At 65.3% G+C, this 26818-nt stretch carries 25 protein-coding genes; 7 read left to right on the forward strand and 18 right to left on the reverse strand.

What is annotated here, in order from left to right; all coding sequences use genetic code 11:
- The first annotated feature begins 576 nt into the window (after positions 1 to 576).
- The 4 genes from CW348_RS13455 (at position 577) to CW348_RS13470 (ending at position 7113) form a co-directional block, all read left to right on the forward strand.
- On the forward strand, positions 577 to 2646 hold the full coding sequence (locus CW348_RS13455) for a PhoX family phosphatase (protein WP_104613049.1): 2070 nt from the start codon (positions 577 to 579) through the stop codon (positions 2644 to 2646).
- A 275-nt stretch (positions 2647 to 2921) separates the two neighbouring features.
- Positions 2922 to 4004, forward strand: a complete 1083-nt coding sequence (mgrA, locus tag CW348_RS13460) for an L-glyceraldehyde 3-phosphate reductase (RefSeq protein ID WP_016189068.1) — start codon at positions 2922 to 2924, stop codon at positions 4002 to 4004.
- 52 nt (positions 4005 to 4056) lie between these two features.
- Entirely contained in the window at positions 4057 to 4947 is an 891-nt protein-coding gene (locus tag CW348_RS13465; RefSeq protein WP_104613050.1) for an ABC transporter permease, read from the forward strand.
- 36 nt (positions 4948 to 4983) lie between these two features.
- On the forward strand, positions 4984 to 7113 hold the full coding sequence (locus CW348_RS13470; protein ID WP_394355904.1) for a dipeptide ABC transporter ATP-binding protein: 2130 nt from the start codon (positions 4984 to 4986) through the stop codon (positions 7111 to 7113).
- On the opposite strand, the gene CW348_RS13475 is transcribed toward CW348_RS13470, so the two are convergent.
- From CW348_RS13475 to CW348_RS13485, 3 genes are all read right to left on the reverse strand, one after another.
- Positions 7110 to 7511, reverse strand: a complete 402-nt coding sequence (locus CW348_RS13475; protein WP_011292713.1) for a hypothetical protein — start codon at positions 7509 to 7511, stop codon at positions 7110 to 7112. The two genes, CW348_RS13470 and CW348_RS13475, sit on opposite strands and share 4 nt — an antisense overlap.
- Positions 7512 to 7526: 15 nt before the next feature.
- Positions 7527 to 8870, reverse strand: a complete 1344-nt coding sequence (locus CW348_RS13480) for a hypothetical protein (RefSeq protein ID WP_038044037.1) — start codon at positions 8868 to 8870, stop codon at positions 7527 to 7529.
- A 92-nt stretch (positions 8871 to 8962) separates the two neighbouring features.
- Positions 8963 to 9895 carry a MinD/ParA family protein gene (locus CW348_RS13485; RefSeq protein WP_146088121.1) on the reverse strand — a complete coding sequence of 311 codons (933 nt, stop codon included), beginning with the start codon at positions 9893 to 9895 and terminating at the stop codon, positions 8963 to 8965.
- Positions 9896 to 10265: 370 nt separating this feature from the next.
- Between CW348_RS13485 and CW348_RS13490 the strand changes: the two genes are divergently transcribed.
- From CW348_RS13490 to CW348_RS13500, 3 genes are read left to right on the forward strand one after another with little or no spacing between them, the layout of a single operon-like run.
- Complete coding sequence (locus CW348_RS13490) at positions 10266 to 11396, forward strand: hypothetical protein (protein WP_287463935.1); 1131 nt, start codon at positions 10266 to 10268, stop codon at positions 11394 to 11396.
- Complete coding sequence (locus CW348_RS13495; protein WP_011292709.1) at positions 11396 to 11899, forward strand: hypothetical protein; 504 nt, start codon at positions 11396 to 11398, stop codon at positions 11897 to 11899. Before CW348_RS13490 ends, CW348_RS13495 begins: the two co-directional genes overlap by 1 nt.
- 11 nt (positions 11900 to 11910) lie before the next feature.
- Positions 11911 to 12825 carry an FKBP-type peptidyl-prolyl cis-trans isomerase gene (locus tag CW348_RS13500; RefSeq protein ID WP_155983551.1) on the forward strand — a complete coding sequence of 305 codons (915 nt, stop codon included), beginning with the start codon at positions 11911 to 11913 and terminating at the stop codon, positions 12823 to 12825.
- 65 nt (positions 12826 to 12890) lie between these two features.
- On the opposite strand, the gene CW348_RS13505 is transcribed toward CW348_RS13500, so the two are convergent.
- From CW348_RS13505 to CW348_RS13575, 15 genes are all read right to left on the reverse strand, one after another.
- Positions 12891 to 13667: a hypothetical protein gene (locus tag CW348_RS13505; RefSeq protein WP_104613053.1), complete on the reverse strand. Its 777-nt coding sequence runs from the start codon at positions 13665 to 13667 to the stop codon at positions 12891 to 12893.
- A gap of 97 nt (positions 13668 to 13764) precedes the next feature.
- Positions 13765 to 14433, reverse strand: a complete 669-nt coding sequence (locus CW348_RS13510; RefSeq protein ID WP_011292706.1) for a C40 family peptidase — start codon at positions 14431 to 14433, stop codon at positions 13765 to 13767.
- 35 nt (positions 14434 to 14468) lie between these two features.
- Positions 14469 to 15029, reverse strand: coding sequence for a hypothetical protein (locus CW348_RS13515; protein ID WP_159055972.1), 561 nt, complete (start codon positions 15027 to 15029; stop codon positions 14469 to 14471).
- A gap of 10 nt (positions 15030 to 15039) precedes the next feature.
- Entirely contained in the window at positions 15040 to 15819 is a 780-nt protein-coding gene (locus tag CW348_RS13520) for an OmpA family protein (RefSeq protein WP_258076941.1), read from the reverse strand.
- Between the two features lie 412 nt (positions 15820 to 16231).
- Positions 16232 to 16936, reverse strand: a complete 705-nt coding sequence (locus CW348_RS13525) for a pilus assembly protein TadG-related protein (RefSeq protein WP_104613142.1) — start codon at positions 16934 to 16936, stop codon at positions 16232 to 16234.
- Entirely contained in the window at positions 16933 to 17190 is a 258-nt protein-coding gene (locus tag CW348_RS13530; RefSeq protein WP_287463943.1) for a hypothetical protein, read from the reverse strand. The genes CW348_RS13525 and CW348_RS13530 overlap by 4 nt, the downstream gene beginning before the upstream one ends.
- Positions 17191 to 17319: 129 nt before the next feature.
- Positions 17320 to 17973, reverse strand: coding sequence for a response regulator transcription factor (locus CW348_RS13535; RefSeq protein WP_104612621.1), 654 nt, complete (start codon positions 17971 to 17973; stop codon positions 17320 to 17322).
- A gap of 24 nt (positions 17974 to 17997) precedes the next feature.
- Positions 17998 to 19209 carry a sensor histidine kinase gene (locus CW348_RS13540; protein ID WP_104612620.1) on the reverse strand — a complete coding sequence of 404 codons (1212 nt, stop codon included), beginning with the start codon at positions 19207 to 19209 and terminating at the stop codon, positions 17998 to 18000.
- Between the two features lie 4 nt (positions 19210 to 19213).
- Positions 19214 to 20125, reverse strand: a complete 912-nt coding sequence (locus CW348_RS13545; RefSeq protein WP_016189055.1) for a type II secretion system F family protein — start codon at positions 20123 to 20125, stop codon at positions 19214 to 19216.
- Positions 20126 to 20158: 33 nt separating this feature from the next.
- Positions 20159 to 21091 carry a type II secretion system F family protein gene (locus CW348_RS13550; protein WP_011292698.1) on the reverse strand — a complete coding sequence of 311 codons (933 nt, stop codon included), beginning with the start codon at positions 21089 to 21091 and terminating at the stop codon, positions 20159 to 20161.
- A complete protein-coding gene (locus CW348_RS13555; protein ID WP_011292697.1) occupies positions 21088 to 22428 on the reverse strand; it encodes a CpaF family protein in 1341 nt (446 codons plus the stop codon). Before CW348_RS13555 ends, CW348_RS13550 begins: the two co-directional genes overlap by 4 nt.
- Positions 22429 to 22464: 36 nt before the next feature.
- Complete coding sequence (locus CW348_RS13560; protein WP_016189054.1) at positions 22465 to 22839, reverse strand: TadE family protein; 375 nt, start codon at positions 22837 to 22839, stop codon at positions 22465 to 22467.
- Between the two features lie 5 nt (positions 22840 to 22844).
- Positions 22845 to 24458: an AAA family ATPase gene (locus tag CW348_RS13565; protein WP_011292695.1), complete on the reverse strand. Its 1614-nt coding sequence runs from the start codon at positions 24456 to 24458 to the stop codon at positions 22845 to 22847.
- A 44-nt stretch (positions 24459 to 24502) separates the two neighbouring features.
- The gene (gene cpaB / locus CW348_RS13570; RefSeq protein ID WP_011292694.1) at positions 24503 to 25279 is read right to left on the reverse strand and encodes a Flp pilus assembly protein CpaB; all 777 of its coding nucleotides are present in this window, start codon (positions 25277 to 25279) and stop codon (positions 24503 to 24505) included.
- A 64-nt stretch (positions 25280 to 25343) separates the two neighbouring features.
- Positions 25344 to 26462 carry a hypothetical protein gene (locus CW348_RS13575; RefSeq protein ID WP_104612619.1) on the reverse strand — a complete coding sequence of 373 codons (1119 nt, stop codon included), beginning with the start codon at positions 26460 to 26462 and terminating at the stop codon, positions 25344 to 25346.
- Positions 26463 to 26818: the final 356 nt, after the last annotated feature.

Raw genomic sequence — 26818 nt, forward strand, 5'->3', positions numbered from 1 at the left:
CGCCGGTGCTTCGGAGGGCAGGGGGACAACAGGACCGGTACGTTGGCGGGGCACCAGGGAAGACGACCGGATCGTGGACCGCACTGTCGGGACGTCGTACATGTGATCACTCCCCGGGCACGGGGTGCCCCGTGCCATCGTGAGGGCCGCGAGACTGCGCTAGTGGGGCGGTGCCACGGTGGGGGTCGTCCATGCCCGGCAGGGTCACGGCGCGAGCGTGGCCATCCCAAGCGGCCCCGCGGTGTCAGGGTGAGCGTCAAGTAGGTCTGGACTTCTCTTCACAAAAAGGATACGTGGAGCAATCGCCACGAAACACTGTGGGGGTGCACAAAAAGGAATTGGCAGAAAACTCCATGTGACCGCTGGCGCAAGAAGAGAATTGCGAAGCACGCAGAACCCTCCTCACCGCAGGCGATGCCAGCAAAATTGGGGTGCGGTTCACGGCAGATTCACGAATTCGACCAGCGTTTCCGGGACGGTGGTCTCAGACCGGTGATCCCTTCCCCGCCACACCCACCGCGCGCCTCTCCGCGCCATTGGGGGAGGGCCGCTTTTCGCCCACGACCAGGAGGACATGTGACCGAAAACGTCCCCCGCCGACTGCTGCCGCTCCTCGGCGTCCGTGGCGGACGCTCCCGGGTGACCTGCCGGTTCCGCTGCGGTGACGCCTGCTACCACGAAGCGCCGAACACCAGCAGCAACCCCTACTTCGGAGACATCTACACCGCGGTGCTGTCCCGCCGTGGCATGCTGCAGGCTGGCGCGGTCAGCATCGGAATCTCCGCCCTGGCAGTGAGCGAAGCCGACCCGGCACTCGCGGGACCCGGGCACGCCCACGGCCACCACGGCGGACCGCACCCCCACCCCCACTCCCGCCTCGACTTCACCCCGGTGCGGCCCAACACCGACGACACCGTCACCGTGCCCCGCAACTACGCCCACCGGGTAGTCGTGCGGTGGGGCGACCCGGTAGTCCCCGGCGCACCCGAATTCGACTTCGCCAACCAGAGCGCAGAAGCCCAAGAAAAACAATTCGGCTACAACTGCGACTACGTCAGCTTCTTCCCCATTGACTCGCGGCGAGCCCTGCTCTGGGTGAACCACGAATACACCAACGAAAACCTCATGTTCGCCGGATACACCGACGGCTCTACCGCCGACCTGGAGCAGATCAAGATCTCCATGGCCGCACACGGCGGATCCGTCGTCGAAATCGAACGGGTCGGCACCACTGGGGAATGGCGTCTCGTCACCAAAGGACGGCGCCCCTACAATCGCCGCATCACCGCCACCACCCCCATGAAACTCACGGGGCCCGCGGCCGGGCACCCGCTGCTGCGCACCGCAGCCGACCCGTCAGGAACCAGAGTCCTGGGCATGCTCAACAACTGCGGTGGCGGCATCACCCCCTGGGGCACGGTGCTGACCGCCGAAGAAAACTTCAACCAGTACTTCGTCGGCGGAGAAGGCGCACCCGAAGAAACCAAACCCGCTCTGCGCCGCTACGGCATCGCCACCTCCGGCGACACCCGCCGCGGCAACCGGAGGTTCGACCGGGTCGACGAACGCTTCGACCTGTCCAAACACCCCAACGAAGCCAACCGGTTCGGCTACATCGTCGAAATCGACCCGTTCCACCCCCACGAGCAGCCGCGGAAACGCACCATGCTCGGCCGGTTCAAACACGAAGCCGCCACCATCCGGCTCACCAAAGACCGGCGGGTCGCCGTCTACATGGGCGACGACGAACGATTCGACTACATCTACAAGTTCGTCAGCGACAAGAAGTACCGTCCAGGATCCCGCCGCCACAATGACACCCTGCTCGACTCAGGAACCCTGTACGTGGCCCGGTTCACCGGAAACAGCCCTGCCGACCAGATCGACGGCTCGGGACGCCTGCCCGACGACGGCGCATTCGACGGCACCGGCGAGTGGATCCCGCTGTGCGATGCACAACGCAGCTACGTCGACGGGTTCACCGTCGCAGAAGTCCTCATCCACACTCGGCTCGCCGCTGACGCGGTCGGCGCCACCAAGATGGACCGGCCAGAAGACATCGAAGCCAGCCCTGCCACCGGCAAGGTGTACTGCGCCCTCACCAACAACTCTGCCCGCCGCCCCGACCAAGTCGACGAAGCCAACCCGCGCGCCGCCAACAAATACGGCCACATCCTGGAAATCACCGAACACCGCAACGACTCCGGGGCCACCACCTTCACCTGGACCGTGGTACTCGTCTGCGGCAACCCCGAAGACCCGGACACCTACTACGCCGGATACGACAAGTCCAAAGTCGCCGCGATCTCCTCACCCGACAACATCGCCTTCGACAAGAGCGGGAACCTGTGGATCGCCACCGACGGACAGCCCGGCACCCTCGGCGTCAACGACGCCCTCCACGTGATGCCCGTAAAAGGCTGCCACCGCGGGGAACTCAAAACCTTCGCTACCGTCCCCGTCGGCGCGGAATGCTGCGGCCCGTTCATCACCCCCGACGACAAGACCGTCTTCATCGCACCCCAGCACCCCGGGGAAGACGGCACCGTGGAAAACCCCACCAGCACCTGGCCTGACGGGGACTTCCCCCGCCCCTCCGTCGTCGCGATCTGGCACACCCGAGGCAAGAAAGTGGGCTCAGCCTAACCACGTTCCCCCGGGCCGCGCCCCGCATCCGGTGCCGCGGCCCCCGCAGGGGGGCGGGGCCCACCCGAAGCCGCCCCGCCCCCCTGCGGGAAACACCACCGGCCCGCCAACCCCTGCCGCCTCGCCCGCCGCCCCAGGGACACCACCCCTGGCTCCCGGACGCACTACCCCGCAGGCCCCGCCTCGGTCAAGCCCACCCCAAACACTCCTCGAAAGGCCCCAACCCTGCGGGAACGGGGTATCCAGCACAACCCCGACATGGCAGGATCGTCCCCATGGTGCATAGAGGCGACATTCCCCGAAACGACGTTCCCCCCGCCGGCGTCTACCGCGCGGACCCGGAACGCTACAACGGCCGCATGCCCTACCGCAGGACCGGGCGCAGCGGACTTGACCTGCCCGCCATCTCCCTCGGCCTCTGGCACAACTTCGGCGACAACCGCCCGCTGGAAACCCAGCGCGCCATCCTGCGCCGCGCCTTCGACCTGGGCGTGACCCACTTCGACCTGGCCAACAACTACGGACCGCCGCCCGGCGCCGCCGAACTCAACTTCGGCCGCATCCTGCGGGAAGACTTCCGTCCCTACCGCGACGAACTCGTGATCTCCACCAAAGCCGGATGGGACATGTGGCCCGGCCCCTACGGCAGCGGCAGCTCCCGCAAATACCTCCTGGCCAGCCTCGACCAGTCCCTGGCCCGCCTAGGACTCGACCACGTCGACATCTTCTACAGCCACCGCTACGACCCCTCCACCCCCCTAGAGGAGACCATGGCGGCCCTCGACGCCGCAGTGCGCTCCGGCAAAGCCCTCTACGTAGGCATCTCCTCCTACTCTCCCCAGCACACCGTCGAAGCCGCGACCATCCTGCGGCAGATGGGCACCCCGCTGCTCATCCACCAACCCTCCTACTCCATGGTCAACCGGTGGATCGAAGACGACGGCCTCCTCGACACGCTGGAAGCCGAAGGAGTCGGCTGCATCGCCTTCTCCCCGCTAGCGCAAGGCATGCTCACCGACAAATACCTCAACGGCATCCCCGCCAACTCGCGGGCCGCCGCAGGCACCTCGCTCTCCCCGGACTGGCTCACCGAAGCCAACCTCGCCCGCATCCGCGCCCTCAACGACATTGCGGCCCGACGCGGCCAAAGCCTGGCCCAAATGGCGATCTCCTGGGTGCTGCGCGACCCCCGAGTCACCTCGGCACTCATCGGGGTGAGCAGCGTGCAGCAACTCGAGGAGAACCTTGCCGCAGTGCACGCCCCGGAATTCACCGACGCGGAACTCGCCGAAATCGACCGGCACGCCACCGACCTCGGCGTCAACCTGTGGCAGAGGTCAAGCCGGCCCCGCACGTGACCGGACACCCGGCCGGCCAGGCCCGCCGGAACCCAGCGACCAAGGAGACACCATGCCCCCATCGGGCCCCGCCACCAGCGCGCCGCGGCCCCCCGCACCGCCCTCCGCCCGCTGGCCAGCCGGGCTCCGCCACCCCCGCATCCTGGTGGGAGCCGGGCTACTGATCCTGCTCACCCTGCTCGCCTGGCTCGGCCCGCTCGCCGCACCATGGGGCTTCACCGAACGCGACTACACAAGCTTCCTGCAACCACCCTCCGCACGCCACTGGTTCGGAACCGACGGCAGCGGCCGAGACCTGTACGTCATCACCCTGGTCGGCCTCCGCAAATCCCTCCTCATCGGACTGCTCGTCGCCGTCCTCACCACCGCGCTCGCCGCCGTAGTCGGCGCCATCACCGGATACTTCCCCGGCCTCCCCGACCGCCTCCTCACCTGGCTCACCGACCTCGCCCTCGTCGTACCACCCCTCCTCGTCCTCGCTGTCCTCTTCCCCATCGTCGACAAAGGCGGCTGGGTAGCCCTGATCCTGCTGCTCGCCGCGTTCGGCTGGATGGTCACCGCCCGCATGGTCCGCGCCGCCACCCGCTCCCTGCGGCACCACGAATACATCCGCGCCGCCCGCTACCTGGGTGCCTCCCCCACCACGATCATCATCCGCCACCTGCTGCCCAACCTGTCCGGCCTGCTCGTCGTAGACGTCACCGTCAACGTCAGCGCCGCGATCCTCGCCGAGACCGGACTGTCCTACGTCGGACTCGGCGTCCAACCCCCCGACGTGTCCCTCGGCACCCTGATCGCCCACGGCACCCGGTACGCCACCACCCACCCGTGGATGTTCGGCTTCTGCACGGGGCTGCTCGTCCTCCTCGTCACCGCCGTGCACCTCCTCGGCGAAGGACTCCGCGACGCCCTCACCCGCGGCATCCCCGTCCACCGCGCCTGACCACGCCCCGTCCCCGCCAGCCGTCCACCACCTAGGATGCACACCGTGACTGGAACCGAGACTCACCCCGGGCCGGCGTCCTCCCCCCACACCACCAGACCGCACCCCGCAGTCGAACCCGTGCTGTGCGTCGACAACCTCCACGTCACCTTCCCCGCCACACCGCACAGCCAGCCCGTCCCCGCGGTACGCGGCCTCAGCTACCAGCTCCACCGCGGAGAAATCCTCGGTATCGTCGGCGAGTCCGGGTCCGGAAAAACAGCGGCCCTCCTCGCCGTGCTCGGCCTCCTCCCCGACCGCACGCGCATCACCGGATCCATCCGACTCCACGGGCGAGAACTCCTCGGCCTCACCGAACGGGAACTCGCCGCGATCCGCGGAGCCACTGTCGCCACCGTGTCCCAAGACCCGCTAGCCGCCCTCACCCCCGTCCACACCGTCGGCTTCCACCTGGCAGAAGCCCTCCGCCTCCACCAGCCCCGACTCTCCCGCGCCCAAGTCAAAGACCGCATAGTCGCCCTCCTCCGCCGGGTCGGCATCCCCGACGCGGAACGCCTCCCCGACGCCTACCCCCACGAACTCTCCGGCGGAATGCGTCAACGCGTCATGATCGCCATGGCGATCGCCAACAACCCCGACGTCATCCTCTGCGACGAACCCACCACAGCACTCGACCCCACCGTCCAAATCCAGATCCTCGACCTCCTCGCCACCATCCGCCGCGATACCGGCGCTGCCATCGTCCTCGTCACCCACGATCTCGGCGTTGTCGCGGAAATCGCCGACCGCGTTCTCGTCATGTACGCCGGACAGCCCGTAGAAACGGGAACCGTGGCAGAGGTGTACCGGCATCCCCGCACGCCCTACACCATGGGCCTCCTCGCCGCCCTGCCCCGCGTCGACACCACCGACCCCGCGCCTCCCGCGCCCATCAGCGGCACCGCGCCCCCACCCACCGCCCCGCCCCGCGGGTGCCCCTTCGCACCGCGCTGCCCCATCGCACTCCCCGCCTGCACGGCTGAACCCCCCCCCCTGCAACCGGTGGACCCCACCGCACCCGCCGGCCACCGTGCAGCCTGCCACCGCCTTGCCGACATCACCGCCCACCAGTGGACCGCGGCCGACCTCTACCCCCAGCCCGCACCCGCGTCCCCGACCCGGCCGCCCCGAGACCAGCGGTCCACCGTGCTCGCTGTCGACAGCCTCGTCAAACACCACCCGCTGTACCGGGGCAGCCTTTTCCGCCGCCGGGCCGGGGCGATCCACGCCCTCGACGGGGTCAGCTTCGACCTCCGCGAACACGAAACCCTGGCCCTCGTCGGCGAGTCAGGAGCAGGAAAATCCACCCTTCTCACGGAAATCCTCGAACTCGCCCGCCCCGCCCACGGCCGGATCACCGTCCTCGGCCACGACACGGCCACCCTCACCCCGCAACAGCGGTTCGCGCTCCGCCGCGACCTCCAAGTGGTCTTCCAAGACTCCTCGTCCGCCCTCGACCCGCGGATGACCGTCGCCCAAATCGTGGCGGAACCCTTGCAGATCCACCGCTACCCGCGCCGCGACATCCCCCACCGCGTGCGCGAAGTCCTCTCCCTCGTCGGCCTCGACAGCTCCTTCACCCAGCGCCGCCCCGCCCAGCTTTCCGGTGGCGAACGCCAACGAGTCGGCATCGCCCGAGCCCTCGCCCTCAACCCGAAACTGCTGCTGCTGGACGAACCCGTATCAGCGCTCGACGTCTCCGTGCAGGCAGGCATCCTCGCCCTGCTCACAGAACTCCAAGCCCGCCTGGGACTGTCCTGCCTGCTCGTCACCCACGACCTGGCGGTCGTCCGCCACGTCGCCGACCGGGTCGCCGTCATGCACCTGGGGGTGATCGTCGAAATCGGCGCCACCGAACCGGTCCTCACCGCGCCCCGCCACCCCTACACCCAGGCGCTCCTGTCTGCCCTTCCCGTCCCCGACCCGGACGCGGCACACCGCAACCGCACCGTGCTCTCCGGAGACCTGCCCAGCCCTACCGACCCGCCGGTGGGCTGCCGGTTCCAGACCCGCTGCCCCAAATTCCGCACCCTCACCGACGCGGAGCGGCGTATCTGCACCAGCCAGCCGCCCCCGCTGCGGCCACTCGGCGACACCGACCACCAGGTCGCCTGCCACCACGGTTAACCGCCAAGACGCGATCCAGGGGAAGGCCGCAGCGCCCGCCCCAACTGCCACCCGGCTACCGCACCGGCCAGCGACAACACCGTGGTGACCAGGAAGCCACCCCAGTCGGTAGCAGGCTGGAGCCCCGCAAGCACAGCATTAGCGACAAGAGCAGCCACCGGCCCGCCCAGGGACGCCACAGCATCCCGGCCCCAACGGTCCCGGTGCGGACCACGGTGCGCCAGCGCCGCCACCGCGGCAGCGAGCAGCGCGCACAAGAAACCGGAAGAGCCGTACCACAGCACCACCCCGTCGAACGAGGACAACTGTTCAACCGAGGCAGTGTGCACGATCACGCCCGCCGCCACCGTGGTGCAGACCAGCCACGCCACCACACCGACCAGCCAACAGACCACCATGACCACACATCTCCTTCAGGAACAGGCTTCGTAGGGGATATAGGAGCGGACGCCGTCCGTGGGAGCGCCCAGATATTCGGCGCCGGTGACGTGCAACGATTCGTCACCCCACGTGCCGCCCAACCCCAGGCTCACCCCGAGCTTGACGCTGCCGCTCACCTCGTGGATGTTGTCGGAGCTGCCGTAATGCACCCGCGACGTGCGCCCCTCGGTGAAAAGCCACCGTTCGAACGGACCCGCATCGTCCGCCAGCTCGGTGGGGGCCAGAGCATCCCACGTCAGCGGAAGCACCCGGCCGTAGGCGAGCCAGCCCATCCACTCCTCGGCCATGGCGCGCTCCGCCGCGGTCTCCACTGCCAGCTCGGTAGTGGTCACCGTGACCCGGTCCCCGCTCGCCGCGACCTGGGTCAGCGTGAGCTGCGTGATCTGCCCCGCGCGGTCTCTCGTGACCGTCAAGGTGCCTGAGCGCTCCCCGCTCGGTGTCCAGCCACCGACCACCCAGTCCGCGCCGATGCTCGCCGTACCGCCGAGCGAATACGTGGTGGAGACACTGCCATCCCGTCGGTCCGTGGACTGGCTGAGCGCCGCCGTCACCCCGATCGCGCCCTCCACTTGGAGCTTCGGGTTGATCCCCCACTCCTCAACGCCACCGTGGCCTCCGTCTCCGCCCTTCTGGCGTTCGTTGCCGAAACCAGCCCCGGCGGAGCCGTCCACACCGAGCTCGCCTTCCCACCCCTCCCGCACAATGTCCGGCTCGGGAATGTCAGGACCCCACACCAACTCAGCCACCCACCCGGCGAGCGGGCTGACGCTTCTGGTGAAGTCGATCCGCTGCCGGGTCCGCAGGTCGTCCATGAACTGTGCGGCCTCTTCCGGGCTGCTGAACACCCAGGTGCTGCCGTTAGGCAGGCTCAAACCGGCCCCCACGTTGATCTCCGCGCCGAGCTGGAACGCTTTCGTCACGTTGAGACTGGCGCCCGCCCCCAGCGAAGCCTCCAGTTTCTCGGTGTCCACCAGCGTCACATGGGTTTCCCCGGTGGAGAACGACTCTTGGATGAACGAGAACTGGGTGCCGAAGGTGATCACCACCTCAACCTGGTATCCCGCAATGTCCGTCTGCCGACTGAGCAGGCAGCGCTCGGGTTCGTACTCGGCGTCAGCAGCCTCCTCGACACTCCCGGACAGTCCGTCACAGTCATCGAGCTGCAGGATCACGCAGACAGCACGGGCAGCTCCGTCAGCGACCGGCTGGGGGAGCACGAACGCCACCACGACGGCCACGGCGGCGCAGACAAGCACCAGAACGGCGACGTATTCGACAAAAGCGCCGCCGCGGTCACTTCGAGGCCAGCAGCACATGGCAGCGCACTGTAGGAAACAGTGCACCGGGGCGGATAGCAGCCCAGGCCCTAATTTCCCGTGGGCCCGCAGGCCCACCGCCCGGGGAGCGGTCAGCGGAAGACCGCGGCAACCTCAGCAGCCAATTCCAGATAGGCCAGGTGGGTGGCGGGACGCAGCCGGGCAAGGTCAACCGGCCCGCCCTCCTCCAAATGGGGGTCCTCGGGGATGCGCAGCACCCGCCGGCAGCGGTCCGAAAAATGCCGCTCCAACTGGTCGAGGTCGATACTGGGGGACTTCGCCACCCGGGACAGCACGGTGACACAGGAGCGGGCAAGCGCCGCATACCCGTTGGTTTCCAACCAGTCCACCGTGGCCAAGGCGGAACGTGCCCCGTCCACCGAAGTGGGGCAGACCACGATGACCTGGTCGGCCAGGTCCAAAATCGCCCGCATCGCGGGATGCAGCATGCCAGTGCCGCAGTCGGTGATGCAGATGGAGTAGAAGCGCTCCACAATCCGGGCGAGATGACGGTAGTCGCCGTCGCTCAGAGCCGGATACCCCTCCGGATCAGTCCCCGAAGCGAGAAACTCCAACCGGGACGGCGCCTGCCCCGTAAAAGCGCGCACATCCGAGTACCTTTTCACGGTTTCCCGGCGAGCCAGCAGGTCACGGGCATGGCGCTGCGGGCGCAGGGGAGTGGGCAGCCGGTCCAGCAGCGTGCCCCCATGGGGGGCAGCATCCACCGCGATCACCCGGTCACCACGCTCTTCAGCGAGCACAGCACCGAGTCCGACCGCTGTCGTGGTCTTGCCGACCCCGCCCTTCATGCTGAGTACGACGATCCGGTGGTGGTCGCTCACCGCAGGACCGCGCACAAGGGCGCACAACTCCCGGCGGTGCCGCTCCGCCCGGGACTCACCCGGATTGATGAGGCCCCGGCTCACGGTGAACAAGGCACGCCGCCACCCTTCGCGGGGCGGACGCCGCACAGGGCGCAGCAGCGACTCAGAAGTCAGATCCGCGGACGTTCCCGGGCGCGGCACATCCGCGGGATGCTGGCGGGCGTGGGCGTACCGGTGGCCGTCGGCTGGCTCCGGTCGGGATGAAAAAGCAGGAGGCACGGTGCAGCGCTTTCTGCCACCGCGGCTCACGGCCGCGAACCTTAGTTAAGGGAACGCGCTCGCATTTTACGCATTCCGATCGTTGAAGCACAGATCTGCAGTGGCCGTAAGAGTTGGGCCCTCGGTCCTAGCCGCCCTCGGGATCCCCGGGAATTACTTAGGACCAGCCGGGAAGGAATTGATGCCTGGGGCTCTAGCTGCCCGACCATTTTCCTGCCTACGATCTCGCCGTTCCACGAACCTGTGCCGCAGGCAGGATTGGGCCGTTCCGATAACGCGAGGTGATCGCACCGTGCGCTTGAGACCGCCGCCTCCGCAAGAGGACACCGGCGCTGGATATGTAGAGTACGGCGGGGTCGTGGCGCTGATCGCGGTGATTGCCACCGTGCTCTTTTTTGCGTGGGGAGGAATTGCGGCCACGGTCCGCGACGGAGCAACCGGGGCAGTGTGCCGGATCCTTGATTCAGCGGACTGCGAGACCGAGACAGCGGGACACACGACGTCCGGAAGTGAGGCGCCGCTCTACTCAACGGTTCAAGCCAACGGTCCCGGCGCGGGCATCACCCCGCTCCAGGATTCCCCGCCACAGGACTGCGCCCCCGGCGGACTGGGGGTAGACCACGACCGCCGGGACACGGCTCGGGACGCCCGGAGGGCGGACAACGACCGCGAGCGGCGCAACGGCAGTCCAGAGGAAACCACAGGCACCTGCGGGCCTTCCCCCCACCAGCCCAGCGGTTTAGGCGACCCAGTACCGGGCGAACAGGCCCCGGTCCCTGAGCCTCCCGCCTGGGAGCCAGTCGATGAAGGAGCCGGGGAATGGGGGTCGGAAGACTCCCTCGCCAGCCAAGCAAAGGCGCGCTTGATGCGCGCACTGGCGGAGAGCGCCGCCAATGCGATGGCCGGAAAGTGGCCGAACGCCTCCCGCAACCTGCTGCATTTCCTTAGCAACAGCGGCGAACCCTTGGAACAGGACGTGGACCAGATGCTGAATGACGTCCCACAATTCCGTGATGAGGTCGACACCACGCTAGAGAACCTCGCGGCTACCGCTATCGCCCAGGCCCAAGCCGAAGGGGTTGACGGTCCCGTCACTTTTCCTGTCAACACCGCGTGGACAGGTTTCTACATCACCCCCTCGTACTCGCGAGACTGGTTCTTTGCGCTGGGGGGAATCCAGTACAACGTCACAGGACAGATCACCGTCTATCCTCCGAGTGAACCCGGCGGTGAATGGCGTTACGAGAGCAGGACCCGGGTCAATATCCGCGACCAGTACAACTGGGATGGCGGAAAAAGCACCCAGATCGGACCCTTTACCGTGAGCGACGAGACTTTGGCTGAGATGCACCGGGTCGGGATTGCCCGGGAGTACCTGGCCTACGGGCAGTCCCAGGAAGAGATTCGGGAAGGAACCTTCTGATGAAGCGCACGGTCCTGCAGGCGACGCTTGCCGCCTGCGTCGTGCTCGCCGCCACCGCCTGCGGAAGTGACGAGGGCAGCGGAGCAACGGACAGGGGAGGGCAGGTGGAGCAGAGCCCGACCAGTACCCCGGAGGCCTCCGCGGAGGCGTTCCACGAGTTCTCCGGAGTGCATCTGCCTGACGGAGCCGAAAACCCGGAGATCACGGTGGAACTCGACGACCGGGGAAGCCCGGTCTACTGGGTCTCCTTCGGCGGCCCGCGAGCCGCAGCTGACCAGCTCTGCGAACAGGTCGGCAACTACCTGATCCAAGCGCGAGGAGTGAGCGACGAACAGGCAGAAACGTTGCGTATCCCCGAATCCGACCTTGCAGCCGCCAACGAACCCGTCTGGGGATGCTCTGCCGTCATCCAGTCCACCGGAGCCGACATCGAAGCCGTGGTCTTGCCGATGGACGACGACACTGCCCGGGTCTACCTGCGCGCCGAGGCGTTCCGCACATGAGGGGAGGCCTCGTGGCCGCTCGTGGTGTCTTCCGCTCAGCCCTCCTGTTGCCGCTCTCCGCGCTGCTGCTGGCCACGGCCTGTGCCGGGGAGGGCGGTGAACTCCCGGAAGTAACCGGGGATTTCGGGAGCGAGCCCCGCGTCGTGTTCACTGGGCCGCTCCCCGCAGAACCGCAATACCAGACCATCCTGCCCGGCAAAGGACTGCCAGCAGGCAAGGATGCGCTGCTCGTGGTGCGGATGGCGCAGTACGTGTGGAACGGCTCCCAGGGGGTCGGCGAACCGGTCTTCTCCAACTTCTCGGACGGGGCGGACGTGCTGCTCACCGTCGACGACCTCGGTGCAGGCGAACTTTTCGACGATGCCGGACCAGGATGGGAGCAAGGCAGCCGGACCGTGCTGTCCCTGCCGGAGGATCCGTCGGCAGGCCAGGAGACTGCAGCGGCCACCGCTTATGTCATCGACGTCGTCGACCACTATGTGGCAGGCGAAACAGTTCCCGGAGAGCAGGAGGAAACCACCGAGCCGCCACTGGGAATCGACGTCTCCAACCACCGGCATCCGCGGGTCGTATCGCCGACTACCCCTCCCCCGGAACAACTGGAGAAAATCACCTTGATCGAAGGTGAAGGTGATCCGGTCCAGGAAGGCGACCGGGTGGTGATCCAGTTCGCGGGAGTGGCCTGGCACAGCGGCGAAGTGTTCGACAGCACGTGGGAGTGGAACGGCCGTCCCAGCGCCTACACCGTCGGTATCGGCCAGCTCATCCCCGGATTAGATGAGGCTCTTCCCGGCACTCCCACCGGGAGTCGGATCCTTGTCGTGGTCCCACCGCAGCTCGCCTTCGGCAGCAGAGGAAACCCGGAGATCGGCATCCCTGAAGAAGAGACCGTCATCTACACCATCGACATTCTGGGCCGCCACTGAACAGGTTGCTCCGCAAGATGCGGGAAACCCGCCCGGCTGACGCTGCAGAGGGGTGGGGCGGTGAACTACCCCTCTGCTTCCCAAGGCAGCTCTCCACTGCTGAATTCGTAGCAGGGGGCCTCGTGCATGGGCACCGGCTCCGGATAGGTGACGCCTCCGTCAGTGCTTTCAGCACAGCGCCACGGATAGTAGGCTCCGCTGTCCGGGTCGAACCGGTGGAAGAATTTCACGTATCTTTCAGCCCAATCAGGGTTGTCATCTCCGAGATAGCCCACGATTTCTACGGATCCGTCACCGTCGAGGTCCGCGGTTTCCACGTCGCGCTGTCCAGCGGTGAGCGGGCCGGTGAGGCTGAACTGGGTGACGCTTTCCGGAAGGTCGGGGCGCATCCAGGAGATCTGCTGGAGCCCGGCCACCCCGCGGTATTTGGTCAGCAGCAGGAACGTGCCGTCTTCTGCGATAGTCCAACTGTCGTCGAAGTCAGCGGGAGGCAGTGGGACGAACCCGGTGGGGGGTTCGTTCAGGTTGCTGGCGACGAGTTCGTCGTCCTCGTCTAGCAGGAAGATCCGAGTGGTGTGGGTTGCCCCGGTCACCGGGTGCGGCTCCAGTTCTGCTGCGGCGATCAGCGCACGCACGGGCGTGTCCTGGTAGGTCAGCCCAGAAACCGTGTGAACGTCGGGCGAACAGCTAGTGCAGCCCAGCTCCTGGACAAGCTGCGCCTCGGCGGAAAGGGGCTCGCTGGAGGGTGCTGCAGCCGGGGCGCTGGAAGAAACACACCCGGTCCCAGAGATGAGCAGCACCGCGGCAGCGGCAACAGCGGTGCGGCGCTGAAGGGAGAACATCACCGTCCCTGACCGTGCGGGTGGGCTGTTGCAGGAAACGCGCCACACAAACCGGATAGTGGGCGCGGCGTACCGAGAAGCCTGAGAAGAGGCATGATCACCCGGACCGCTGGGGGACCCGTGCTGCGCTCACCCAGCGGGACTCCCAGTAAGGGTTGCCGAATACCTGGGTGACGTTGACCGGGTTTCCAGCGTGCACCATTTTGCCGTCGCCAATGTACATGCCGACGTGGGTCGGGGGCGGGTAGTTGCTCATGGTGTGGAAGAAGATCAGGTCACCCGGTTGAAGCTGGTCTCTGCTCACCGGCGGTAGAGCAGCCCGCTGTTCCCAGGTGGTCCGGGGGATTTGTACGCCTGCGGCTCGCCAGGCTCCTTGAACCAGCCCGGAACAGTCGTATCCGTGCGGTCCGGTGCCGCCCCACACATACGGCAGACCCTGTTTGGACAGGGCCCATTCGATAGCGACCCGGGCGTCTCCTTCACCGATGACGGGGCCGTTGTAGTAGCCGATGGGGAAGGTGAAGACGTACTCTTCGGGTTCTTCCGGCCGCTGGATCTCCGTCCACGTCTCACCCCCGCACTCGGGTCCGTCAACGAGACAGACCATTTCGCGAACGTTGTCGTGGAGCACTTCCCCGACCGGGGATTGGAGGACAGCGGTGATGACCCCCACCGCGACCAGGGTGACCACCCCCATCTCCACGAAGGAGGAGCCGCGGTCGTCTCTGGCCGAGGAACGGGGAGGAGTGGCAGGTGATCTCACCACCGGAGAGCTCCTTTAGCAGCAGGATTCAGCGGAAATCAGCTAATAGGAACGTCTTTGACCGGATGGAAACCGGGGATTTCGATAGTGACCTTCTTGGTTTCTTTGGGGATTTGATAAGAGGCCCAGTAGGTGTTGTAACGTCCCGGATTAGTTTTTGAATTGAAAGAAAGATAGTCGTTGTCTGTTCCAGCGCAAAGACACCCTCCCTCTGAATCGATATAAGTGTTGAACCGGATTCCTCTCTCTTCATCGATGAGAACTAGGCCGTTACCAGATGCTCCTGAGGGGTAGAGATAAACTGAGTTTTTGAATTGGTGGATCATAATTACTTCGTTACTGTTGTTATAAAGGGTCCATGTGAGTGAGGTGTACTGGCCAGTGGTAGAGCGTTTAAGCTCATTGATTTCGATTCGAGCGCCTTCCCAGGCTGAGTGTGCAGCGGTGGTGGAACCGATGGAGGGGAGGGCTTGCGACGAAGAGGGGGCAGTCTCGGTAGAGTTCTGAGCGTGAGCAGTGGGTGTAACCAGTACTAGCGCGATAGCGAGTAAACCAGAACTCAGAAGGGGAAGAGAGCGTAGTCTGGGCAGTTTCTTCACGTTTTCCTCACTATTTGGCGAAGGTGATCGTGACGCGCCGGTTTTTCGCCCGGCCCTCTTCAGTATCGTTGTCAGCGACTGGCTCAGAGGAGCCATGCCCAGCCACCTCGAAGGTAATTCCACCCCGTGTAATGAGCTCTTTGAGTCTCTTCTCCACTGCCTTAGCGCGATCCAAGGAAAGAGGATTGTTGATGGCGTCGTTACCCGTGTTATCGGTGTGACCGTCGATCTGCACGATGGTGGCAGAAGAAGCGTCGATCTCTTCAGCGACTGCCCTCAGAGTCTCATCAGCAGCATCAGTGAGAGCGGACTCGTTTAGTTCGAAGAGCACATCAGAGGAGAGCATGATGCTGGTCGTGTCGCCTGTCTCGCTTCGAGAGCTACCTCCGTCAATATCGTCCTGGAAGGCCCAGAAGTCGAGAACGCGTGGCTCAGCAACGGGGGTGTCTACGATAGCGGGGTCAGGAGACTCCGCATCAGTAATGGGAATGTCTAGGAAGTCGGGCGTGACCGGTGTCATCACTGCCATGAGCTCAACATCTCTAGGAGGAGCAGGATAGGCTGCCCAGATCTCAATGCTTTCTCCAGGAGGGAGATTTTCCTGTCCTTTCCAGTTGGAGCAGTGGCAGGTTTTCTCATCGGTCAGTTTAAGCGGCATATACCGCTTGTGGTTTTGCATGTCGATGAGAGAAACTCCATTAGGAGTAGTGGGTTCTCCTCCCTTATCTCCAAACTCAGAGAGTGTGTAGTTAAGCTTTGTGCTCTCCTGGCCGATATTGGTGACGCCCATCGTCAATACGAGGACTTCCGAACTATGGCGCTCCAATGAGTAAATGTCGAATCTGAGATTTCTTCCTCCCGCTGCTGCATTCGTGAGTGCAGTAGCGATGGGAGAGCGGCCGTCCCGGTTTTCAGAAGTTCCGTTTCCTCCGTTGGGCTCTGTGTCTCCTGCGTTCTGCTCAGAGCTGCCAGAACTGTTCGGTGTAGAGACACAAGAAGAAAGCAGAACCGTGCTTAGCGCTGCTACCAGTAGCAAGCGGGATGCTCGGAGGAGGCTAGATACGGTGATTGGTCGGTTCACGGAACGACCTTCCAGTCGGGAGCGGAGCGATCGACCAGATTATCTAACAAAGACGAAGGCAAGGCTATGTGAATAGAAGAACGTAGAAAGACTGCTGTGAGCACCAATCACAAGAAGAATTTTACGGTTGGGACTCTTCCTCCTCACCATCCTCTAGGGAAGGCACGCCGAACGGCTTGTAGAGATACTGTCCCTCCTTGGACACAAGACGGATGTCAATGAGCTGTCGGGCGTGCTGCTTACTCTGGATTATCTGTCCTTCACAGGAGACACCGATGATCTGGTGGTTGATCCCAAAGATGTAGTTGCAGTTGGGAATGACCATTTCAGCGATGGCTGCGGCGTTGCCGATATGGACAAGCCCTTCCTCATCCTCTGGTTCGGTACCGTCGCAGACGGAGTCTGACCAGCCGCGGCTCCGGTCTTCTAACAGTTCCTTACGGCAGTTCGCACCCCGGATCTCGACTCGGACGAAGTTGCCAACCTGGCCCATATGGTTGTCACTAGCCCGGATATCCTCCAGGATTGCTCCGTTCTTCTGGGCGTATTTCTCCGCCTGGGCCCGGCCACGGGAGGGATCATAGAGCCGGTAGTACGGAATCTGACCCCTGGCCAGCATGGCAGCTGCATTGTCGCGCGCAACCGTGACGGCGGCCAGTGCAGCGGCATCCGCCGCAGTCTGCGCTCGGCTGCGCAATTGGTTAGCGTCACCGAGACGGATGAAGAGCAGCATTAGTGCCAGGAGAGACAGCATCAGGCCGACAAGCAGGAGCAGGCTGGCCTGCCCTTGCTCATCGGCCGATGGAGACCTGTAGACGAGTCTCATGGGGTCTCGGTCGGGATAGGGGTTCCCCCGTCTCCGCCACCAAAGATGTCAGTCAACGCATTGTTAACAGCCGTCTGGACCGCGTTGCCGATGGGGTTGTTGGTGATCAGAAGGGTCGCGATCGCGGCCACCAGGACGAGGACACCCGCGTACTCCACGAATCCGGCGCCTCGATCATCGCGCCGCTTCATGAGGTTGAGGTGGTTGGCAAAAGCCATCCGGGCCTTGAGGTAGAGGGAAAGGATCGGCGTCACTATGGGAACTCCTTTGTCGGACGTTCCTTGGGGCTGTTGTTGACGGTCACTAATGTAGAGAGTGGGCCATTGGGTGCCTAGAGCCCGCGGGCCTAAATATCAGGTCCCAAGAAGGCCCAGGTCCGCGCGTCAAGGTCTGGGACCTGCATGGCCGTTCCACCGGGCGATCGCCGCTGCTCGGGTACTCACCCCCAACTTCCGAAAAATTCGGTTGATGTGGTTTTTCACGGTTTTTTCGGAAAGGAAGAGTTCTTTCGCGATCTCAGCATTGGACAGACCACGCGCCGCTGCTTCAAGCACTTCAGCTTCCCGTTCGGTGAGGCCTAACGCCGCAGGGGCGACTGGGACCGGAGTAGGGGGAGCGGCACGCAGCGAGGAGACCAAAGCCGTCGCAGCCACTGGGGAGAGCGGACTCCCAGTGCCGTGCACTACTTCACGCAGTGCCCGGTTCAACTCGTCTAGCGTGAAGTTGCCGTGCACGAGATAGCCGGAGGCGCCGCGGCGCAGCGACGTCTGGATCACCTGCGGGTCTTCGGTGTGGGTGAGCATGACGACTTTGGTGAACTCGGCGAGTTCTTCCACCACGCTGACCCCGTCGCGTACCGGCATGCGCACGTCGAGCAGGACGACGTCGGGCCGGAGCTCTTGGGCTTTCGTCACAGCCTCGGCGCCGTCGCTCGCCTCGCCGACCACCTGAATGTCATCGGAGGCCTCCAGCAGAGCGACCAGGCCTGCACGCACGACAATGTTGTCGTCCACCGTGAGAACGGTGATCGGGGACATGATGAGGACCTCCTCCAAAAGGGGTTACTGGGACAGGTCGCTGTTCTCGCAGGACGGCGCCAGCGGGAGTCTCACGGTGAGGGTGGTCCCTTCTCCTGGGGCTGAGTCGATGACGAGGTGACCTCCCGCGCGGATCGCGCGTTCCTGCATCCCAACCAGCCCGTAGTGGCCAGGGGCGGGCACCTCGGGGTCGAAACCCTGACCGTCGTCGTGGATCGTCATGACCAGGTGGCTTGCCTCAGCGGTCAGCTCCACGGTGACGGTGGCAGCGTGGGCGTGCCGGTGGACGTTCGTGAGCGCCTCACGCAGTATCGCAATGGTTTCGTGACGTGCAGTCACCATCAACGGCAGGGGAGAGTCGCAAGATCGCAGCTGGGTGCGCACCCCGGTCCGGGCAGACCACTCCCGCAACACTTCGGCTATCTGGTCTGCGATCGGAGTGTCGGAAGTTTCCTCACGCAGGTCGGAGATGAGTTGCCGGGCTTCGCGCGCCGCGGTCTCTGCGGCTTTCACCACCTGGGCCGCGGTGGCCTCGGCGCGTTCCGGATCCTTGCGCAACCACACCGGGAGGGCTTGGGCAGCGAGTGCGGCGCCGTGCAGGGTTTTCGCCACCGAATCGTGCATGTCCCGAGCTAGCCGGGCGCGCTCTTCTGCTGCTGCGGCGGCGCGTTCAGCTGCGCGACGCCGCTCTTGCTCCGCGGCCAGCTCTTCGAACAGGCCGCGGAGCCGCAGCCCGATGTATCCAGCGGTCGGATAGAGCAGCGGCTGGATGACGATGGCCTGGACGGTGACCCACAGCGTCACCGTTGGCGTGGACAAGCCGCCCAGGTAGGTGAACAAGGCGGCGAGATAGCCGAGGATCTGCAGTGCAGAGATTCCCGCCACACCCCGGACCCCGTAGAGCACCCCTGCGGTGGCGCTGGTGAGTACGGTGGCGAGGAAGAAGGCTCCCGACAGGCCGGACATGGCCAGGATCGCTGAAGAGACCAGAATGTCGGCGACGGTCAGCACCGGGTAGCGCACGACGTGGGCGGAAAACCGCCCCCAGTAGCGGGACAGGAGCCAGGACAATACCGCGTAGCTGATCAGGGCGAGGGCAACACCAGCGGAGATCTGCTGCGGGGGGAGGAGCAGCAGAGCGACGCCGGTGAGGAGGAACCGCAGTTGGATGAGGAGCCGAGCGAGCGCGGCTAACCGTTCCCGTGGGGTTTCTTTCTGATCTGCTGCGGTGCCCATGGCATCACCCGAAGATGGCGGAGAGGTCTACTTCGGAGCCGAGGAGCATGCCACCGCCGATGATGAGCAGCAGACCAGGCAGCATGGTGGCGGCGGTTACCGCGGTGACTCTGGGGTTGAGATGCTGCGCTTTGCGCCGCAGGAATTGGGCGTCTTCGCGGCGCATGTCGGTGCTGAGCGCGTGCAGGGTCTGGGAGAGTGGGGCTCCCAGCTCTTCAGCCTGCTGCAGCGCGGTGATGAAACGGCCCAGGGCCTCGTTGGAGTTGCGTTCCCGCAGTGCGGCGAAAGCGTCCCGCCTACTGGTGCCGAGTTCCATCTGGCGCAGCGCCAGTTGGAACTCCGAAGCCAGCACCCCCGGCATGGCGTCAGCCACGCGGGCCAGAGCTTGACGGAACGAGAGCCCGGCACTCACCGTGACGGCAAGGACGTCGAGGAAATCGGGCAGCTGCTTTTGAATCTCTTCCTGGCGTTTGCGCTTCTCGGAGTAGAGCGAGAGGTCGGTGAGCGTGCCGAAGGCCAGGACGACGAGGGCCAGAGTGGTCGAGCCTTGAAGGAACAGGAAAACAGCGAGGGTGCCGTAGAGCAGCACTTCACCGGCTTTGCGTTGCGCATAGCGGCGTACGGTGAGGCCTTCGGGGCGGCCAGCCGCATCGATCCGCGCCTGGATTTTCGCCTGCTGTTCTTCACCGAGCCATTCCAGGAGTGTGGTGGCGAACGGCCGTCCGATCAGTTCGGTGATGCGGTGCAGGATGAAGGTTTCGTCGGACTTCTTCTTTTTCGGCGCTGCGGTGATGAAGTCGCTCGTGACCTCGCTTGTCCGGGTCATCAAATGGAAACCCCACGTGAACAAGACCACGCAGAGCGCACCGGAGAGGCCTAGCAGCAGGCTTGTCGAGGGGGTCAGCGCGATGGACATGGGGTCGGGCTCCGTGTGTGGGTGGGGGCGAGCTTAGAAGTCGATACGGGACATGCGGCGGATCACTACGAACCCGATGGTGAAGAGGGTCAGGGCGGCCCCCAGGACAACGAGGCCGGCGAAGCTTTCCGTCATTCGGGCGACAGTGCCGGGCATGAGCGCGTTGAGCAGGAACAGCGAGCCCACGCCCATGAGGAGCAGCGTCCACGCTGTGCTGGTGGTCTCGCTGAGGATGGTGCGGACCTCGCGCCGGGTCTCCTTGCGGTTCTCCAGGGTTTCGGAGATGTTGCGGAGCGCAGTGACGAGAGCACCACCGGACCGAGCCGACACCAGCAAAGTGGAGATCAGCACCCCGATCTCCCGGGACGGCATGCGCTTCCTCAAATCGTTGAGGGCTTCTTCAAAGGGTTGGCCGACTTTGATCGATTCCGCGACGTGCCGTAGCTCTGCTCCGGCCGGGTCGGCGAGTTCGTCGGCAGCCATGTCGATCGCGGTGGGGAGCGCGAGACCCGCTTGGGTGGCGTTGGACAGCACCCGGGCGAGTTCGGGAAGCTGCGCGGTGAACGCTTCCCGGCGTTTCTCTTCCTGCCGGTTGAGATAGGCGAGGAACAGGTAGCCCACGAGGGCGGCGGCACACAAGCCCAAAAGCGGAGCGAGGACGTGCCAGACGATGACGATCGCGGCGACAGCGCAGGCCGCCACCAGCAGGGCGAAGGAGGAGACCTTCATCTGCACGCCTGCCCGGTCCAGGCGGGTTCGGATCTGGCGGCCCAGCTCGGTGCGGCGCAGCCGAACGTCGAGGCGGGCCATCGGGCTGTTGGCGCGCCGCTCCACTTCGGCGAGCACGCTGCGTGCTGCCAGCATGCGGCGCTGCGCCACCCCGTCCAGGAAGACGACGACACCCCACACCGCGATGACCAGCGTGATGATCGTGATGAGCAGGATGAGCAGGGGATAGTGGTTCACAGTGCGCCTCCGGAGAAGGGGGAGCCGTGGTCGGCGGGGCGGCGGATCCCGAAGGTGGCCGGGATGCTTTCCCCAGCGGTGTAGAGCCGTTCGGCGATGTGCCGGGGCAGCGGGAAGTGGTGGAATTCTCCGGTGACTCGGCGCTGGGCTTCGTAGCGGTCCGCGTGGAATCTCAGGAGCGGTTCCAACCGGAATTCCTCGTGCCTTCGGGAGGCCACCACCGACACTTCGGCGACCCGCCGTGAGCCGTCCGGGTAGCGGGACAGGTGCACGATCACGTCGATGGCCGCGTTGATCTGGTCGCGCAACGCCTCGAAGGGGATCTTGACTTCGCTCATGGACGCCAGGGTCAGGAGGCGGTGCACGGCGTCGTCCGCGGAGTTGGCGTGCACGGTGGCTAGGGACCCGTCGTGACCGGTGTTCATCGCCTGCAGCATGTCGAGGGTTTCCGCGCCGCGGACCTCGCCGACGATGATGCGGTCCGGTCGCATACGCAGCGAGTTGCGGACGAGGTCGCGGATGGTGACGGCTCCTTGGCCTTCGATGTTGGGGGGACGTGCTTCGAGGCGCAGCACGTGCTCCTGCTGGAGCTGGAGTTCCGCGGAGTCTTCGATGGTGATGATGCGTTCGTGGGAGGGCACGAACGCGGAGAGTGCGTTGAGGAACGTGGTTTTTCCGGTGCCGGTACCCCCCGAGATGATCACGTTGAACCGGGCGCGGATCATGGAGGCCAGCAGGATGCCGGTCGCTTCGTCAAGGCTGCCCATAGAGATGAGCTGTTCAATGGTGAACGGCTTGGGGAAGCGACGGATGGTGACGATCGGCCCCGACAGCGACAGCGGCGGAATGATCACGTTGACGCGTTCCCCGGTGGGGAGGCGTGCGTCAACCATAGGGCTGGATTCGTCGACACGGCGGTTGACCGTGGAAACGATGCGGTCGATGGTCTGGTAGAGCTGTTCTTCGCTGGCGAATGTGGTCTCGATCCGCTGGACCCGGCCGTTGCGTTCTATGAAGATGTTGTCCGGGCCGTTGACCATGATCTCGGTGATGCTCTCGTCGGCGAGCAACGGTTCGAGCACTCCGAGCCCCAGGGCCTCGTCCACGACCCGGCGGATCATGTTGGCGCGCTCCCGGTCGGAGAGCACAGGGCCTTCCCGGGAGAGCAGGTGCCCGACGACCTTCTCCAAGCGGATGCGGCGCTGCTCCATGCTGAGCATGGCCAGGTCGTCGAGGTTGATCTCGGAGAGCAGACGTTTTCGCCAGTGGGCGACGCTGCCCCGGTCCGAGTGCTGGGCGGAGAGGCGGCCTTCGTTGAGCCGGTCTTTCAGAGCCATGAGTCGTACCTGTGCAGAACGGGCGGTGCGGGAACGTTAGAAAGCCATGTCCACGCGGCGGACCACGGTGTATTCGAGACCCCCGATGGGGAAGACCACGGGGATGCTGAACTCCACTTCGGCGTAGACACCGCGGTCGTCGGTGCGGCCGGTGCGGATCTTGGCGTCGTCCATCCAGTCGGGGAGCGCCTGCCGGGCTTCCGTTGCCCCGCTGATCGGCCCGGTGCGTTCTACCGCCCGGGCGCCGATCCGCGCCGCGTTCTCCGCCTGCTCCACGGCAACGAACAGGGCGAACACTTCGAACACTACGGTCGCCACCAAGAGGAACAGCGGCAGGTAGACGGCGAACTCCACGAGCTGGGAGCCGCGGTCGTCACGGCGGGGGCGGCGGAAACGGGAGGGCAGGAGCACCGGGGTCACCTTTCCGGAAAGACCATGGAACGGCTGCTGATCTCCCACGGGCTGTCCAGCCCGGGCAGGACCATCGGCATAGCGATCGTCACTTCGACATATTCCCGGCCTTCCACGGTGATCCGCTCGAGATGGAAAGTTCCCTCCTCGTCCCAGGGGGAACGCACCCGCCGCGTGGCCTCCTCCAGGATCAGCTCCGGGTCGTCCGGGGTGATCGCTGCTTGGCGGGCGCCTTCGTTGGCCGCGTGCGCGGCGTACATTCCCGTCAGACCGATCAGCACGAGCTGCCAGGTGAGCAGGAACGCGAGACCGAGAAGCGGGATGAGCGCGGCGAATTCCACCATGGAGGCGCCGGTGTCGCTGCGGCCGTGGAATTGACGGCTGCGGGCCAGCATCGCTTCGGCGGCATCCGCGGTGCTCGTGACCCCGGTGGGAGGCTCCGCAGCGGACTCTTCAGCGGATTCCAGGAGGCCCAGTTCTCTGGCGATCTTCCCGAACGCTTTGAGCAGGCTCTCGTCAGTGAGTCGGGAAGGGTCGCCGGTGTTGGACGCTTCTTCCAAAGCCCGGTAGGCGGCGGGGATGACTGTGCGCAGCATGGGAGCGCGCAGCAGTTTGCGAGCGAACTCGGGTTGGATCTCGTTTTTACGGCTGTGCCGGACGAGCAGCGAAGTCACGTTCTTGGGGTCGCGGACTTGGAGCCGTTCCCACATCGCGATGAGCCGCTGCGCGGCGCGGAGGGCCGGAAGGTCGGGAGTGATGAGGATGAGCGCGGTGTCGGACAGTTCCACGGCCACCGCGGTGGCGTCGTCGACAGCGGAGCCGCAGTCCACGATCACCATGTCGTAGCGGGATCGCAGGGCGCCGAGGATCTGCCGGGCGGCGTGCGCGGTGACGTCTTCCCCGTTTTCGCCGTGGACGGGGGCGAGCAGGATGTGGGGGCCGTCGGGGTGCACGTAGACGGTTTCGGCGAGCATCGCGGCGCTGATGTCGTCGGCGGCGTCAACGAGGTCGACGATGCTGCGACGGTGTTTGAGGTCGTAGTAGCCGGGGATGTCGCCGGACTGGAGGTCGAGGTCGACGAGGCAGACCGCCTGGCCGTTCCTGGCCGCGATCCGGGCGAGGTGGATCGCTGTCGTGGTGGTGCCCACCCCGCCTTTGGCGCCGGTCAGGCTGATGATCCGGCCGCGCCGCCCCCCGATAGGAAGGTCCAGGGACGCTGCTTCCAGGTGGCGGCGCAGGGTCCGGGACCATTCGGCTGCGCTGGAGACACGGGTTTCGAGTTCTTCGATTGTGGCGTCGCTGTGCAGCAGGCCGCGCGCCCCCGCCTCGACCGCGCTGGTGAAGAGGTCGGGGGACATCTCGTCGGAGACGAGGATGACCGCGAGTTGGGGACGGTTGCGGGAGATGTCACGGATGAGGTCGAGCACCGGCAGGGGACCGAGGTCCTCGTGGATCAGGACGACGTCGAGTGAGGGGAAGTGGGTGAGCGCGTCCGTGATGTCGTGGGAGGAGCGGTAGACGCTCACCACTTCAATGTCGCTGATCTCCGCGAGCCGTGCGAGAAGGGCGTTCTCCAGGTCGTCGCTGGGAACACCGATCATGACCTGGTAGGCGTTCATCCGTTCTCACCTCTGGAGCGGTCGGGGCTGGGTGGTGCGCGCTATTAGTTGCCAGCCGGGCCGGTGGGGTTCTGCTCGTCGTCGTTGCGCTGCTGTTCGAGGGCAGCGAGCTGGTCGTCAGAGCAGAACTCCATGTCTCCTGGAGTGCCCGCTCCGCGTGCGCTGACCAGAGCCAGCCGGACCTTGGAGGCGAAGGATTCCGCGTAGGTGAGCTGCAGGGCTTGCTGGGGGGTCAACCGGAACGTGACAGGGACGACCGTGTTGGTTCCGCCGGTCTGCGCGTCGATCTGGGAGCCGATGTCACCGACGTCGAGGACTTCCACGTTGGTCAGCACTCGGATAGCGCAGGCGGGGGACTGTTCGTTGGCTTGGAAGGAGGCGTAGACGTCGACGCGGGACTGGCGGGACACCTTGCCGGCCACACCGGTCTCCGCGTTGATCATGATCGCGATTTCGCGCTCTCCGTTCTCCAGGGCGGGCGCTGGGATCACCATGCTTTTCTGCAGTAGTGTGCCGGCATGCAGGAAGGTGGCGGAGACGGGTTCACTGCCGGGCTGGCTGAGGGCCTCGTCTGCGCTGGCCAGGTCGGACAGGAAGAGGTCTTCGTCGAAGAATTTGGCGGGAACCTCGTAGGGTTCGACCATGTCTTCGGTGATCGGCTGGTAGGGGTCGACGTCCTGGGTGAGCCGAAGAACCGTCCGGTAGGTGCCGAGTTCCCGGTTGAGCGTGTTGACGTACGAGACGATCGTGAGGAACACGGCGATCGCGCCGAATGCGGCGACGATCATGAGCAGAACGCCGCGTCGTTGACGGGGGTTCATGACGCTCCGTTTCTAGTTCTGGCCAGTCGGTGTGGGCAGGAGGGCAGGAGTGGTCGCAGGCGCGTCACCGCGCCGGACGGTACTCGGGAAGTGAGCCGGGGGACGGGGGAGTCGGCGGTGCGGAGTGGGGATGGCGGCCGGTGGTTTCCGGGCGGACCGGTGGGCTCGGTCCAGTAGGGGGCCCGATCGGGGCGTGGTGGCCTGTCCCGGGGCCGGGGAGGTGCGGACCGGTCGGAGGGGGCGGGCCGGGAATCCGTGGGCCGGCGGGTGCCGGCGGCGGTGTCTGCGGACGCATGTGGGCATGGGGTGCGGCGGTGGGCCGTCGCGCCGGGGTCCGGTTGACCGCGCCGCAGAATCGGCAGTAGGAGCTGACGACTCGTTCCCGGCACCAGCCGCAGGCGGTAGAGCGCAGGGTCCGCACCGGGTGCGTCAACGCGTCCTGGTGGGCGCTGAAAACCACGAATTCCACGTATTTCGTGGTACCCCAATAGGTGGGGCCGAGCGGCTGTTCTGGCATTTCGTGGACTGCTGTCGCACCGATCACGGGAAGGAACTGCTGCTCAAACGCGGTTCGGTCAGCGTCCCTTCCTGCGGAAACAAGGATTTGCGTCGGGTTGAGCGGCCGGAACGGAATATTCTGCTCGGGGTTGGCCTTCTTGACGCGGCCTACGCGTTTGACGGGGGCGCAGAAGGCTAGGAAGACCACTCCTGGAGCAAAGGACCCCATGTGCTGTTTGACAGTGATGGGAATAGTCGAGAGATTAGCTACGCTGCGCAGCCAGCCTCCGGCGAGAACGTGGGCGGCGAGGGTGTCGCCTAGTTCCGCAATGAGCCCGGAAGGCAGGTAGGGGGCGAGGTAGGCCAGTTGGTCAGCGAGGAGCGACAGCGCGAGCGGGGAGACGTCCAAGGGGACCGCGGCGATGTGGTCGGTGCGTAGCGCGCCTCGGGCGAACCTGATCGCGCGTTCGGCGCGGCCGCTGCGCCAGCGCGGGTAGAGCGCAACGACTTTTCTGCCCTGGTTGACGTGGTGGAAGGCGAAATCGAGGAATTCGCCGGTTTGGGTGGCGAGATCGTCGCCGTCCAGGGAGAAACGTTGCGCTCGAGCATTACCGAGATGACCCGTGCTCGGTATGTCGGCGAGCAGGGCTACGACGCTTGTGGACCTCGAACGGCCGCTGGACAAGGTACAAGCTCCAAGAGAATGAGGCGCGTGGTTACGGGTGCCGTCGGTATTGGGGTGGTCGAACGCCCCGCGGGACTATCGTAACGAAGCGGGATCAGTCTCCCGAGGCTGATTCGATTAAGAACCGTTATTCACACCAAGCTCTACCGTGCGTTATGCGACCGAGAAAAAGCAAGTCCTGGAATGAGGCTTGGGGATAACCGGCCCTCTTCGGACACTTTGGTCCAGGTCGCGACGGTACCCGGAAAACAGCAGGCGAGAGGAGCTACGAACAGCCTGGTCGGGGATGAGCGCGGGGGAACCACGGCGCGCGCCACCAGCAGATCTCACGGCGAAGCCGACGCTGGCTGCCTCCC

The sequence above is a fragment of the Thermobifida sp. genome, from assembly GCF_017577275.1.
GTDB classification, from domain to species: domain Bacteria; phylum Actinomycetota; class Actinomycetes; order Streptosporangiales; family Streptosporangiaceae; genus Thermobifida; species Thermobifida fusca.

Excerpts from the sequence above, each read along its gene's own strand:
- mgrA (WP_016189068.1), top strand. The coding sequence starts at position 2,922 with ATGGTGCATAGAGGCGACATTCCCCGAAACGACGTTCCCCCCGCCGGC.
- CW348_RS13465 (WP_104613050.1), top strand. The coding sequence starts at position 4,057 with ATGCCCCCATCGGGCCCCGCCACCAGCGCGCCGCGGCCCCCCGCACCG.
- CW348_RS13470 (WP_394355904.1), top strand. The coding sequence starts at position 4,984 with ATGCACACCGTGACTGGAACCGAGACTCACCCCGGGCCGGCGTCCTCC.
- CW348_RS13475 (WP_011292713.1), bottom strand. The coding sequence starts at position 7,511 with ATGGTGGTCTGTTGGCTGGTCGGTGTGGTGGCGTGGCTGGTCTGCACC.
- CW348_RS13480 (WP_038044037.1), bottom strand. The coding sequence starts at position 8,870 with ATGTGCTGCTGGCCTCGAAGTGACCGCGGCGGCGCTTTTGTCGAATAC.
- CW348_RS13495 (WP_011292709.1), top strand. The coding sequence starts at position 11,396 with ATGAAGCGCACGGTCCTGCAGGCGACGCTTGCCGCCTGCGTCGTGCTC.
- CW348_RS13505 (WP_104613053.1), bottom strand. The coding sequence starts at position 13,667 with ATGTTCTCCCTTCAGCGCCGCACCGCTGTTGCCGCTGCCGCGGTGCTG.
- CW348_RS13520 (WP_258076941.1), bottom strand. The coding sequence starts at position 15,819 with ATGGGCGTCACCAATATCGGCCAGGAGAGCACAAAGCTTAACTACACA.
- CW348_RS13525 (WP_104613142.1), bottom strand. The coding sequence starts at position 16,936 with ATGAGACTCGTCTACAGGTCTCCATCGGCCGATGAGCAAGGGCAGGCC.
- CW348_RS13535 (WP_104612621.1), bottom strand. The coding sequence starts at position 17,973 with ATGTCCCCGATCACCGTTCTCACGGTGGACGACAACATTGTCGTGCGT.
- CW348_RS13540 (WP_104612620.1), bottom strand. The coding sequence starts at position 19,209 with ATGGGCACCGCAGCAGATCAGAAAGAAACCCCACGGGAACGGTTAGCC.
- CW348_RS13545 (WP_016189055.1), bottom strand. The coding sequence starts at position 20,125 with ATGTCCATCGCGCTGACCCCCTCGACAAGCCTGCTGCTAGGCCTCTCC.
- CW348_RS13555 (WP_011292697.1), bottom strand. The coding sequence starts at position 22,428 with ATGGCTCTGAAAGACCGGCTCAACGAAGGCCGCCTCTCCGCCCAGCAC.
- CW348_RS13565 (WP_011292695.1), bottom strand. The coding sequence starts at position 24,458 with ATGAACGCCTACCAGGTCATGATCGGTGTTCCCAGCGACGACCTGGAG.
- cpaB (WP_011292694.1), bottom strand. The coding sequence starts at position 25,279 with ATGAACCCCCGTCAACGACGCGGCGTTCTGCTCATGATCGTCGCCGCA.